Genomic DNA, 11980 nt, shown 5'->3' on the forward strand with positions numbered 1-11980 from the left:
TTAAAAAAGGCGATAAATCAAATGGATTTCATCCACCTTGTTATTGATTTCATTTTACATATCGATGTGCACTTGGCCGAGCTGGTTGCTCAGTATGGTGTTTGGGTCTACGGTATCCTGTTCCTGATCTTATTCTGTGAGACGGGGCTGGTGGTCACGCCGTTCCTGCCGGGCGATTCTTTACTGTTCGTGGCTGGCGCGCTGGCGGCCTTGCCGGGCAATGATCTGAATGTCCATCTGATGGTGTTCCTGATGGTGGTGGCGGCGATTCTGGGTGATGCGATTAACTATACGATTGGCCGCCTGTTTGGTGAACGTTTGTTCAGCAATCCGAATTCGAAGATTTTCCGTCGCAGTTATTTGGATCAAACACACAAGTTTTACGAGAAACATGGCGGCAAAACGATTATTCTTGCGCGCTTTGTCCCAATCGTACGAACTTTTGCACCCTTCGTTGCGGGTATGGGGCGCATGTCGTATCGCCACTTTGCGGCTTATAACGTGATTGGTGCGCTAGTTTGGGTGCTGTTATTTACCTATGCTGGCTACCTTTTCGGCAACGTGCCGGTGGTTCAGGAAAATCTGAAATTATTGATCGTGGCGATCATTGTGCTTTCGATTTTGCCGGGCGTGATCGAAATTTGGCGGCACAAACGTGCGGCAGCCAAGGAAAAGCGTCAGCAAGGCTAGCCTTAAGGCAGCAAAGCTGGGAAATATAAAGAGATTAAAGCAGAGGGTTCGACCAGTTTTTTATCCACAGCGTCGGGCCGTTATGGTTTAATGAGCGACATTTATGGTCTGTTCCTGCGAACAACCCTTCCGTTTTGCATGGTGAATGCCACTGGGCATCAGTGCTGGCGGGTGATTTTGGGTAGGTTTCAGGGGACTTGTTACAGCATGAACAGCGGACTGGCTTCGGCCGGGTTCAAACAGAAAGGTTATCGATGAGCTGGATTGAACGAATTCTTAATAAGAGCAACGTCTCGCAAACCCGTAAGGCAAGCATTCCTGAGGGTGTCTGGACTAAGTGTGACAGCTGCGGTCAGGTACTTTACCGTGCCGAGTTGGAACGCAATCTCATGGTTTGCCCAAAGTGCGACCATCACATGCGCATGTCTGCGCGTATGCGTCTCTTCACCTTTATGGATGAAGGCAGCGAGGTTGAATTAGGCAGCGAGCTTGAGCCTAAAGATGTTCTGAAGTTTAAAGATTCCAAAAAATATAAAGACCGTCTGGTTGCAGCGCAGAAAGAAACTGACGAAAAAGACGCCATGGTTGTCATGAAAGGCACCCTGTACGGCATGCCAATCGTCGTTGCTGCTTTTGAATTTGCCTTCATGGGCGGTTCAATGGCTTCTGTTGTTGGCGCGCGTTTCGTTCGTGCGGTAGAGCAGGCGTTGGAAGACAATTGTCCGCTGGTCTGTTTCTCAGCCAGTGGCGGTGCGCGTATGCAAGAAGCGCTGATGTCCCTGATGCAGATGGCGAAAACCAGTGCTGCTCTGGCGAAATTACAGGAACGCGGCCTGCCGTACATTTCTGTAATGACTGACCCAACCATGGGCGGCGTGTCGGCGAGTCTGGCAATGCTGGGTGATATCAACGTGGCTGAGCCAAAAGCGTTGATCGGCTTTGCTGGCCCACGCGTTATCGAACAAACCGTTCGTGAAAAACTGCCGCCGGGCTTCCAGCGCAGTGAGTTCCTGATTGAGAAGGGCGCTATCGACATGATCGTTCGCCGTCCTGATCTGCGACCTAAATTGGGCAGCGTGCTGGCCAAATTAACCGGTCAACCTGAGCCTAAAGTGGACGTGGTTCAGGCTGCTGTCAGCGGCAACGCGGCTGACAACCATCAGGATGCCTGATTAGTCTGAGATGAAACCGGTCAGTCATCTCGAGCGTGCGGGAGCTCTCGCACGCTTTGGTCAACGGGCCGTGTTTCATCTGGTTTGTAGTCTTGCTGCAACTTCAATGACTTTGGGTATAGTGTCGAAGTGGACCTAACATTGGCTGAACGAGACTCATGCAGAATCTACCTATTCCCCAAGCCACGTCGCCTTTGGCCGCGTGGCTTTATTATCTCGAAAATCTCCATTCTCAAGCAATAGAGCTGGGTCTCAAGCGTGTCAAAGCGGTCGCCGCTAAGCTCGACTTGCTGCAACCCGCACCATTTGTCATCACTGTCGCCGGCACCAATGGCAAGGGCACCACCTGTCGCACGCTGGAAGCTATCTTAATGGCTGCGGGGTTGCGCGTTGGGGTCTACAGTTCACCTCATTTGGTTCGCTACACCGAGCGGGTCAGAATTCAGGGTGAAGAGCTGCCAGAACAAGCACATTGCCAATCTTTTGCTACGCTTGAAGCCGGTCGAGGTGATATTCCTCTGACCTATTTCGAGTACGGCACCGTCTCTGCTTTGCAGCTGTTTAAGCACGCCAAACTGGACGTGGTTATTCTCGAAGTGGGTCTTGGCGGCCGTCTTGACGCCACCAATATCGTGGATGCCAATGTGGCTGTCGTAACCAGTATTGCGTTGGACCACACTGACTGGTTGGGGTCAGACCGCGAAAGTATTGGTCGCGAAAAAGCCGGCGTGTTCCGTGGTCAAACCCCCGCCGTGGTTGGCGAGTCGGATATGCCGCAGTCCATTGCTGACGTAGCCGCAGAGAAGGGTTCCCAGCTGTATCGCGTGGGTGAGAACTGGCGTTACGCCGTGCAAGGCGATAGCTGGAGCTGGCAGGCCACAGAGGGCAAGACGCTGGCGAATTTGCCAATTCCTAATGTTCCGCTCGCCAATGCCGCGACGGCGCTGGCGGCTTTGCACTTCAGTAAGTTAGAGGTTGCCGAAGAGGCGATTCGCCGTGGCTTGCAGCAGGCACAGTTGCCGGGCCGTTTCCAGACGGTAAGCGAGTCGCCGCGTCTGATTTTGGATGTTGCCCATAACCCACACGCCGCGGCTTATCTGGCCGGGCGTTTGTCCGAATTGCCACGCAACGGCGGGAAAGTGCGCGCGGTAGTCGGTATGCTGCATGATAAAGATATTGCAGGTACCCTGGCTTGCCTCTCGCCACAAATTAATTTTTGGTACTGCGCGCCGCTCGAAGGGCCGCGCGGTGCCAGTGTAGAAGAACTCTCTGTGCATCTGACGCAAGCGTATCAGTTCACGGATGTGGTTTCCGCCTGGCAGCAGGCGATGCAGGATGCTGATAGTCAGGATATTGTGATTGTCTGCGGATCATTTCATACCGTAGCGCACGTGATGGCTGCTTTAGACGCGGGGAAAACCAGTGGCTAGTAAGTTTCAAAATCGTCTGGTCGGAACGGTTATTTTGGTGGCGCTCGGCGTGATCATTTTGCCCGGCCTGCTCGATGGCAAGAAAAAGCATTATGAAGATGAATTTGCGTCCATTCCGCTGGTACCAAAGCCGGGTGACGCGCCGGAACAGGGGGACGTGCCGCCGCCGGTGACGCAATCTCTGCCAGCCCAGCCGCCGGAAGGCGCGAGCGAAGCCGTGAAGGGGCAGGGGAATATCGCCTCGCAGCCTGCCAATAGCGGTCAGGAATTGCCTGATGACACCGATGCACAGCCGGATGAGCCGGTGGTCGCGCCAGTTACCAAGCGCCCTGAGCAGCCGAAAGTGACGCAGCCGACGCATCAGACCCAAACCAAGCCGAAGGCCATTGAGCCGAAGCCAATGGTGGAAGCGAAACCGGTTGAGAAACCAAAGCCGGTCGAAAAGCCGAAACCAAAACCGGTTGAAACCAAACCGGTAGAGCAGCCGAAGGCGGTTGAGCAGCCAAAAGCGGCGGAAGCGCCGAAAGCTGAAAGCAAGCCGCAGGCGGAAGAGAAAGCGCCAAGCGGTCAGGCTTATATTGTCCAGCTCGGTGCGTTGAAGAATGCGGCTAAGGCCAGCGAGATTGTCGCTAACCTGCGCCTGTCGGGCTACCGCGCTTACACTGTGCCAAGTACGCCGGTGCAGGGGCAGATCACGCGCGTCTTCGTCGGGCCAGATGCTTCAAAACAAAAACTCGAGGCTTCTCTGCCGCAGCTTAACCAGATCAGCGGATTAAGCGGGCAGGTGCGCTCTTATAGCGCAGGCAAATAAACCCGCATTGTTGGCGCTGTGGTTGCGCCAATAACTGGGTTTAAATCTCAAGAAATAATCGGAAAGGGCACGCGTTTTGTGCCCTTTTTCTATAAGATTCTGAGGTCGGAATTTTATAGGTTTCTGCGATGATTGAGGTTTTTTTCATCGCTGTTAATAATTTTCCTAACCCGCAGATTTCCCCTACGCAAACGTTTTCTTTTTCTGTTAGAATTCGCCGCGAAATGGATAGGAGACGGGTTTTACTGGTCTACACATTGGAATACGTTAATGGTCTGGATTGATTACGTCATTATTGCGGTAATTGGGTTTTCTGCTTTAGTTAGCCTGATCCGGGGTTTTGTTCGCGAGGCCTTATCACTGGTAACCTGGGCTTGCGCCTTCTTCGTTGCCAGCCATTATTACCCCTATCTCGCCATCTATTTCACACGTTTCGAAGATGAATTAGTTCGAAACGGGATCGCAATTGCCATCTTGTTCATCGCGACGTTGATCGTAGGTGCAATTGTCAACTATGTGATTGGTTCACTGGTTGAGCGAACCGGGTTATCCGGCACAGACAGAGTGCTAGGCGTGTGTTTCGGCGCACTGCGTGGCGTACTGATTGTTTCCGCGATGCTGTTCTTCCTGGATACCTTTACCGGCTTTTCACAAAGTGAGGACTGGAAACAGTCTCAGTTGATCCCACAGTTCAGTTATATCATCAGGTGGTTCTTTGACTACCTGCAGAGCACGTCGAGTTTCTTGCCAAAACATCTCTAGTTTTTGGCAGCGCTGATGAGGAAAAGACAACATGTGCGGTATTGTCGGTATCGCCGGTTTTGCGCCGGTAAACCAGTCGATTTATGATGCGTTAACGGTGTTACAACACCGTGGGCAAGATGCTGCGGGCATCGTCACCATTGATGCTAATAACAACTTCCGTTTACGGAAAGCCAATGGTCTGGTGAGAGATGTATTCGAAGCACGCCATATGCAACGCTTGCAGGGCAACATGGGTATTGGGCATGTTCGCTACCCTACGGCTGGCAGTTCCAGCGCTTCAGAAGCTCAACCTTTCTACGTCAACTCACCGTTCGGCATTACGCTGGCTCACAACGGTAACCTGACCAACGCTCACGAATTGAGAAGTAACCTGTTCGAAGGCCAACGCCGCCACGTTAACACCACTTCTGATTCTGAAATTCTGCTCAATATTCTGGCCAGTGAACTCGACCGTTTCCAGCACTACCCGCTGGAAGCTGACAACGTGTTCGCTGCCGTCTCTGCCATGAACCTGAAAATCCGCGGTGCTTATGCATGCGTCGCGATGATCATCGGTCACGGCATGCTGGCGTTCCGCGACCCGCACGGGATCCGCCCGCTGGTTATCGGTAAACGCACTCTGGAAGATGGCCGCAATGAGTACATGGTGGCATCGGAGAGCGTGGCGCTCGACACCTTAGGTTTTGAGTTCCTGCGCGACGTTGCGCCGGGCGAAGCGGTGTACATCACCGAGAAAGGCCAGCTGTTCACCCGCCTGTGTGCTGAAAACCCTCAGTACAACCCATGCCTGTTCGAATACGTCTATTTCGCGCGTCCGGACTCCTTCATCGACAAGATTTCCGTTTACAGCGCACGTGTTCGCATGGGCGAGAAGCTGGGCGCGAAAATTGCTCGTGAGTGGGAAGACTTGGATATCGACGTGGTCATTCCTATCCCGGAAACCTCTTGCGATATCGCGCTGGAAATCGCCCGTATCCTCGACAAGCCTTATCGTCAGGGCTTTGTGAAGAACCGTTACGTCGGCCGTACCTTTATCATGCCGGGCCAGCAGGAGCGCCGTAAGTCGGTGCGCCGCAAGCTCAACGCCAACCGCGCTGAGTTCCGCGATAAAAACGTGCTGCTGGTGGATGACTCCATCGTGCGTGGTACTACTTCTCAGCAAATCGTTGAGATGGCGCGCGAAGCCGGGGCGAAACGCGTTTATCTGGCCTCTGCGGCACCTGAGATTCGTTTCCCGAACGTTTACGGTATCGACATGCCAAGTGCCAACGAGCTGATTGCTCACGGTCGCGAAGTCAGTGAAATCAACCAGATGATTGGCGCCGACGCGTTAATCTTCCAGGACCTGAGCGACCTGATTGCGGCAGTGAAAGAAGATAACGTGGATATCGAGCAGTTCGAATGTTCCGTGTTTGACGGCGTTTACGTTACCAAAGACGTGGATCAGAACTACCTCGAATATCTCGAAGCCCTGCGCAACGATGATGCTCAGGCATTACGCGGCCAGCAGGAAGCTGAAAATCTGGAAATGCACAACGAAGGCTAAGTTTCGCCAAGGTAAGCGCTTACTGAGCCACGCCAAGTTGTCGCCGCTATCACGCACCCGTCCAATTCATCTTGGGCGGGTGCGTTTTTTTATGTCAGTATTGGCGCTGAATTCAGTGCAACTTTTCAGAGGCAGTCTCATGAAACGACTTATTGTCGGCATTTCCGGCGCGAGTGGCGCAATTTTTGGTGTTCGACTTCTTCAGGTGCTGCAAAGCGTGCCGGAGATCGAAACCCATCTGGTGATGAGCAATGCCGCCCGCCAGACTTTAACGCTGGAAACCGATTTGACGCTGCGCGACGTGCAGCAACTGGCCGACGTCGTCCATGATTCCCGTGATATTGCCGCCAGCATCTCTTCTGGCTCATTCCGCACCGGGGGGATGGTTATCCTGCCGTGTTCGATCAAAACCCTGTCTGGCATCGTTAATGGCTATACCGACGGCCTGCTGACCCGCGCCGCCGACGTGGTGCTGAAAGAGAGCCGCCGTCTGGTGCTCTGCGTGCGAGAAACCCCGCTGCACCTTGGGCATTTACGCTTGATGACTCAAGCCGCCGAGCTTGGCGCGGTGATCATGCCGCCGGTGCCGGCGTTTTATCATCGGCCAACCAGCGTCGATGACATCATCAATCAGACCGTGAATCGGGTCATTGATCAATTTGACATAGAGCTGCCGGAAGATCTTTTTGTTCGATGGCAGGGCAGCCGCTAGTCGTTCTTCACCATTTACGCCCACCTTTTGCACAAATTGATAACATTGCACCAAAATCAAACATTGCCTGTTTCATTTTGGTGCATTTTTATTGCAATCTGTTCCTGTGCTTTATTCATCTTGCTGATTTGCAGAACTATCTTGATGCATTTTTAATCGCATCGGGCGAGCAATGACCGGTTAACCCAGCAGGGACACAATAGGCATGAAAACTGCATAGTAAAATCAGGGGGATTCATATTCCTCGCCTGATAAATAAGCTGCAAACATAATAAAAAGACGTTCAATCACAACAGAAACGACCAACCACAACAGACGATTAATGACTGAGGGTAATGTATGAAAAAGTTGTTCAAAGTTCTTCCTCTGGTTTTGGTTTTAGCCAGCGCAAGTAGCGCTTTCGCAGCTGCTCCGACAGCAATTAAGATCGGCACAGACCCGACTTATGCCCCGTTTGAATCCAAAGACTCTAGCGGCAAACTGGTTGGCTTCGACATCGATTTAGCCAATGAGATGTGTAAACGCGCACAAATCAAATGTACTTACGTAGAAAGCGATTTTGATGCGCTGATCCCGTCGCTGAAAGCGAAGAAAATCGACGCCATCATCTCTTCTCTGTCGATTACCGAAAAACGCCAACTGGAGATCGACTTCACCGAGAAACTCTACGCGGCTAACGCCCGTCTGATCGCGCCAAAAGGCACCAAGCTGGTTCCTACTCTGGACGCGCTGAAAGGCAAAAACGTCGGCGTGCTGCAAGGCTCAACGCAGGAAGCCTATGCTAACGCCGAGTGGCAGCCAAAAGGTGTGAACGTGGTGGCTTACCAGAACCAAGACCTGATCTATGCAGACTTGGCTTCAGGCCGTCTTGACGCCGCATTCCAGGACGAAGTGGCGGGCAGCGAAGGCTTCCTGAAACAGGCTCCGGGCAAAAATTACGTGTTCGCTGGCCCATCAGTGAAAGATGACAAATTCTTTGGCGTGGGTACCGGTATGGGCCTGCGTAAAGACGATGGCGAACTGAAAGCCGCGTTGAACAAAGCCTTTGACTCAATGCGTAAAGACGGGACTTACGACAAACTGGCGAAGAAATACTTCGACTTCAACGTCTATGGTGACTAACTCTTAGCCTGATGACGCTCGCGGCCTGCCGTCACGGTGGGCCGCATTTAGTCGTCACATTGAACTCTTGGTCTGTATCAACGTTGTCTGTATAACAGTTGTCTGCGTAACAGTGTCAGCATAACGATAACCTGCGACAGATGTCGGTCAAAGACAGGAAAAAAGCATGCTATATGGGTATTCCCAAGTCATCATTCAGGGCACTTTAGTTACGCTTGAGCTGGCGATCTCCTCAGTTCTGCTGGCGGTGGTTATCGGCCTTATCGGTGCCGGTGGCAAGCTCTCAAAAAGTCGTCTAATTTCCGGGATCTTCGGCTGCTACACCACGCTCATCCGCGGTGTGCCGGACTTGGTTCTGATGTTATTAATTTTCTACGGGTTACAAATCGTCCTCAACAGCCTGACGGAATCACTGGGCATGGCGCAGATTGATATCGATCCGCTCAGCGCCGGTATCATCACGCTCGGCTTTATCTATGGCGCTTACTTCACCGAAACCTTCCGTGGCGCCTTTATGGCCGTGCCGCGCGGGCAAATTGAAGCAGCCACCGCCTTTGGCTTCAGCGGCGGGCAGATTTTTCGCCGGATCCTGTTCCCCGCCATGATGCGCTTTGCCTTACCGGGCATTGGCAACAACTGGCAGGTTATCCTCAAGGCTACCGCGCTGGTCTCCCTGCTTGGCCTGAATGACGTGGTGAAAGCCACGGTGCTGGCGGGCAAGGGCACCTATCAACCTTTTTATTTCGCCATCGTTGCCGGGGTGATTTATCTGGTGTTTACCACGGTTTCTAACGGTGTGCTGCTCTGGCTGGAACGCCGCTATTCGCTGGGTGTGAAGAGGGCGGACCTATGATTGAGATCCTGCAACAATATGGCATGTCGCTGCTCTACAGCGATGGCTACCGTTTTACCGGGCTGGCGGTGACGCTGTGGCTGCTGATTAGCTCAGTGGTGATGGGCGGGCTGCTGGCGGTGCCGATGGCCGTCGGGCGCGTGTCGTCGAATAAATTTATTCGTCTGCCTATCTGGCTCTACACCTATGTGTTTCGCGGCACGCCGCTCTATGTGCAGCTGCTGGTGTTTTACTCCGGCATGTACAGTCTGGAGATCGTGCGCGGGACGGACTTCCTCAACGCCTTCTTCCGTAGCGGCCTGAACTGTACGATTTTAGCGCTGACTCTCAACACCTGCGCCTACACCACCGAGATTTTCGCCGGTGCCATTCGCGCAGTGCCGCACGGTGAGATTGAGGCTGCCAATGCTTACGGCTTCTCACGCTTCAAGCTCTACACCTGCATAATTTTGCCTTCGGCGCTGCGCACGGCTCTGCCTGCTTACAGTAACGAAGTGATCCTGATGCTGCACTCCACGGCGCTGGCGTTTACCGCCACTGTCCCGGATGTCTTGAAGATTGCCCGCGACATTAACTCGGCGACCTATCAGCCGTTTTACGCCTTCGGCATCGCGGCGGTGATTTACCTGTGCATCTCCTTCGTATTGATTGGTCTGTTCCGTTTGGCGGAAAGACGCTGGCTGGCGCACGTTAAGCCTCAAGCTCACTAATAAGTATTATTTTGCGGATATAACACTATGCCAGACAACAAATTAGCGGTTATCGACCTGCACAAACGCTACGGCGAACATGAAGTCTTGAAAGGCGTGTCGCTCTCCGCCAACGCCGGTGACGTCATCAGCATTATTGGATCTTCAGGTTCCGGTAAAAGTACTTTCCTGCGCTGCATTAACTTCCTTGAGAAGCCGAGCGAAGGCTCGATCAGCGTTAATAATCAGGATATCCGGATGGTGCGCGACACCGACGGCCAGCTGAAAGTATTTGATAAGAAGCAGCTTCAACTACTGCGCACCAAGCTGACCATGGTGTTTCAGCACTTCAATCTGTGGAGCCACATGACGGTGCTGGAAAACGTCATGGAAGCGCCGATTCAGGTGCTGGGGCTGAGCAAAGCCGAAGCCCGCGAGCGCGCGGTGAAATATCTCGACAAAGTGGGTATCGACGCCCGCGCTCAGGGGAAATACCCGGTTAACCTTTCGGGCGGCCAGCAGCAGCGCGTGTCTATCGCCCGCGCGCTGGCGATGGAGCCTGAAGTATTGCTGTTCGATGAGCCGACCTCGGCGCTGGACCCCGAGTTGGTGGGCGAAGTCCTGCGCATCATGCAGAAGCTGGCGGAAGAGGGCAAAACTATGGTGGTGGTGACGCACGAGATGGAGTTTGCTCGTCACGTTTCCAGCCATGTGATCTTCCTGCATCAGGGTGTGATTGAAGAGCAGGGCAATCCGGCAGAAGTGTTCGGCAGCCCGAAATCAGCGCGTTTGCAGCAGTTCTTGTCAGGTGCTCTGAAGTAATAAATTGGAAGTAAGAAAACCGAAGAACCAAAAGCGTCCTCCCCGGCTAAAGGGGAGGACCTTACTGCATTAGCCCTTGGCGGCCAGCAGACAGAGCTGCACGGTCAGTTCATAAGACTTCACGAAGGAGCTGACGGGCAGGAACTCATACTTAGAGTGGAAGTTGTGCGCGCCGGTGAAGTAGTTTGGCGTCAGCAAGCCTTTCGCCGACAGCGCCGCACCGTCGGTGCCGCCGCGCATTGGGATCACCTTCGGCTCCACGCCAATCTGCTGTAAACCCGCGAAAATCAGGTCAATCGCCCGACGGTCTTCACCAATGGCGCTGCTGATATTGCTGTAGGTATCGCTAATTTCTACTGAGACTTTGGCCGTTGGGTACTTGGCCTGAATCTCTTTCGCCACTTGGTGAATTTTGACTTTGCGCGCTGCAAAGCTGTCACTATCGAAGTCGCGAATAGAGGCTTTAAGCTCTGCGCCTTGCTGGGTGGCGCTCATGCCGTTGAACCAGACATAGCCTTCGCGGCCTTCGGTGTTTTCCGGCGTTTCGGCGCGGTCAAACTGGCTGATGAAGTCATGGGCCATTAGCAGCGGGTTGACCAGTACGCCTTTGGCGGACATGGGGTGGGCGGTCACGCCGGTGAAGCTGATATCTACCGCCGCCGCGTTGAAGTTCTCATACACCACTTCGCCCAATTCGCAGCAGTCGATGGTGTAGGCGAAATCCACGTCGAAACGCGCCAGATCCAGCGCCTTCGCGCCGCGTAGGCCAATCTCCTCATCGGGCACGAAGGCCACGACGATATCGCCATACTGCTGGTCGTCGCGCAGGTTTTCCAGCAAGGTCATTACCACAGTGACGGCGGCTTTATTGTCCGCGCCGAGCACGCTGGTGCCGTCGCTAAAAATAATCTCCTGGCCTTTGTAGGGCAAAATCTCCGGGCGTTCTGACGGGCGCAACCAGATATCTTTCTCTTTATTCAGGCAGACGTCATCGCCGGTGAAAGTCAGGGTTTGCGGGTGAATGTCCGGGCTGAGCCCGACGTCCACGGTATCAATATGGGTGATGAAGCCGATGCGCGGTCCGCCTTGCTTGGTACCTGGCTTCACGGCGGTGACTGTAGCGTGTTCATCAATTTGAATGTTTTGCAGGCCCAGCGTTTTGAGTTCGTCGGCGAGTAGTTTCGCCAGTGTGTGCTGGCCCGGCGTGCTTGGAAGGGTAGTAGCGTGGGCATCACTTTGCGTGCTCACTGACAGGTAACGAAAGAAACGTTCGGTAAGCTGTTTTTCGATTGTTGTCGACATTATGACCCCTAAGTTTGCTTACATACAAGATTTTCATATATAACAGAGTATTACTAACTGTTGCTT

The 11980-nt window shown here is 53.3% G+C and carries 12 protein-coding genes; 11 read left to right on the forward strand and 1 reads right to left on the reverse strand.

Annotated features, from left to right (window positions below; genetic code table 11):
* Window positions 1-21: 21 nt before the first annotated feature.
* The 11 genes from ACT3RR_RS05160 to hisP all read left to right on the forward strand — a co-directional run bounded on the left by ACT3RR_RS05160 (window position 22) and on the right by hisP (window position 10612).
* On the forward strand, window positions 22-690 hold the full coding sequence (locus tag ACT3RR_RS05160) for a DedA family protein (protein WP_034791829.1): 669 nt from the start codon (window positions 22-24) through the stop codon (window positions 688-690).
* Window positions 691-944: 254 nt separating this feature from the next.
* Entirely contained in the window at window positions 945-1862 is a 918-nt protein-coding gene (gene accD, locus ACT3RR_RS05165; RefSeq protein ID WP_034791827.1) for an acetyl-CoA carboxylase, carboxyltransferase subunit beta, read from the forward strand.
* Window positions 1863-2020: 158 nt separating this feature from the next.
* Window positions 2021-3292, forward strand: a complete 1272-nt coding sequence (gene folC / locus ACT3RR_RS05170) for a bifunctional tetrahydrofolate synthase/dihydrofolate synthase (protein ID WP_496199885.1) — start codon at window positions 2021-2023, stop codon at window positions 3290-3292.
* A complete protein-coding gene (gene dedD / locus ACT3RR_RS05175; RefSeq protein WP_485901422.1) occupies window positions 3285-4103 on the forward strand; it encodes a cell division protein DedD in 819 nt (272 codons plus the stop codon). Before folC ends, dedD begins: the two co-directional genes overlap by 8 nt.
* Before the next feature lie 270 nt (window positions 4104-4373).
* Window positions 4374-4865 (forward strand): colicin V production protein, encoded by a 492-nt coding sequence (gene cvpA / locus ACT3RR_RS05180; protein ID WP_034791821.1) that lies wholly within the window; start codon window positions 4374-4376, stop codon window positions 4863-4865.
* A gap of 31 nt (window positions 4866-4896) precedes the next feature.
* Entirely contained in the window at window positions 4897-6414 is a 1518-nt protein-coding gene (gene purF, locus ACT3RR_RS05185) for an amidophosphoribosyltransferase (protein ID WP_034791819.1), read from the forward strand.
* A 139-nt stretch (window positions 6415-6553) separates the two neighbouring features.
* The gene (locus ACT3RR_RS05190) at window positions 6554-7126 is read left to right on the forward strand and encodes a UbiX family flavin prenyltransferase (protein ID WP_353502786.1); all 573 of its coding nucleotides are present in this window, start codon (window positions 6554-6556) and stop codon (window positions 7124-7126) included.
* A gap of 339 nt (window positions 7127-7465) precedes the next feature.
* Entirely contained in the window at window positions 7466-8248 is a 783-nt protein-coding gene (argT, locus tag ACT3RR_RS05195) for a lysine/arginine/ornithine ABC transporter substrate-binding protein ArgT (protein WP_353502785.1), read from the forward strand.
* A gap of 166 nt (window positions 8249-8414) precedes the next feature.
* Complete coding sequence (locus ACT3RR_RS05200) at window positions 8415-9101, forward strand: histidine ABC transporter permease HisQ (protein WP_034791811.1); 687 nt, start codon at window positions 8415-8417, stop codon at window positions 9099-9101.
* Complete coding sequence (locus tag ACT3RR_RS05205) at window positions 9098-9811, forward strand: ABC transporter permease (protein ID WP_034791809.1); 714 nt, start codon at window positions 9098-9100, stop codon at window positions 9809-9811. The genes ACT3RR_RS05200 and ACT3RR_RS05205 overlap by 4 nt, the downstream gene beginning before the upstream one ends.
* 27 nt (window positions 9812-9838) lie before the next feature.
* Complete coding sequence (gene hisP / locus ACT3RR_RS05210; RefSeq protein WP_353502784.1) at window positions 9839-10612, forward strand: histidine ABC transporter ATP-binding protein HisP; 774 nt, start codon at window positions 9839-9841, stop codon at window positions 10610-10612.
* A 69-nt stretch (window positions 10613-10681) separates the two neighbouring features.
* Here hisP and pepT read toward each other — a convergent pair whose 3' ends face one another.
* A complete protein-coding gene (gene pepT, locus ACT3RR_RS05215) occupies window positions 10682-11914 on the reverse strand; it encodes a peptidase T (RefSeq protein ID WP_496199886.1) in 1233 nt (410 codons plus the stop codon).
* Window positions 11915-11980: the final 66 nt, after the last annotated feature.

It is taken from the genome of Ewingella sp. AOP8-B2-18, assembly GCF_052376015.1.
Lineage (GTDB): Bacteria > Pseudomonadota > Gammaproteobacteria > Enterobacterales > Enterobacteriaceae > Ewingella > Ewingella allii.

Excerpts from the sequence above, each read along its gene's own strand:
- ACT3RR_RS05200 (WP_034791811.1), top strand. The coding sequence starts at position 8,415 with ATGCTATATGGGTATTCCCAAGTCATCATTCAGGGCACTTTAGTTACG.
- folC (WP_496199885.1), top strand. The coding sequence starts at position 2,021 with ATGCAGAATCTACCTATTCCCCAAGCCACGTCGCCTTTGGCCGCGTGG.
- ACT3RR_RS05160 (WP_034791829.1), top strand. The coding sequence starts at position 22 with ATGGATTTCATCCACCTTGTTATTGATTTCATTTTACATATCGATGTG.
- accD (WP_034791827.1), top strand. The coding sequence starts at position 945 with ATGAGCTGGATTGAACGAATTCTTAATAAGAGCAACGTCTCGCAAACC.
- ACT3RR_RS05205 (WP_034791809.1), top strand. The coding sequence starts at position 9,098 with ATGATTGAGATCCTGCAACAATATGGCATGTCGCTGCTCTACAGCGAT.
- argT (WP_353502785.1), top strand. The coding sequence starts at position 7,466 with ATGAAAAAGTTGTTCAAAGTTCTTCCTCTGGTTTTGGTTTTAGCCAGC.
- pepT (WP_496199886.1), bottom strand. The coding sequence starts at position 11,914 with ATGTCGACAACAATCGAAAAACAGCTTACCGAACGTTTCTTTCGTTAC.
- ACT3RR_RS05190 (WP_353502786.1), top strand. The coding sequence starts at position 6,554 with ATGAAACGACTTATTGTCGGCATTTCCGGCGCGAGTGGCGCAATTTTT.
- purF (WP_034791819.1), top strand. The coding sequence starts at position 4,897 with ATGTGCGGTATTGTCGGTATCGCCGGTTTTGCGCCGGTAAACCAGTCG.
- hisP (WP_353502784.1), top strand. The coding sequence starts at position 9,839 with ATGCCAGACAACAAATTAGCGGTTATCGACCTGCACAAACGCTACGGC.
- cvpA (WP_034791821.1), top strand. The coding sequence starts at position 4,374 with ATGGTCTGGATTGATTACGTCATTATTGCGGTAATTGGGTTTTCTGCT.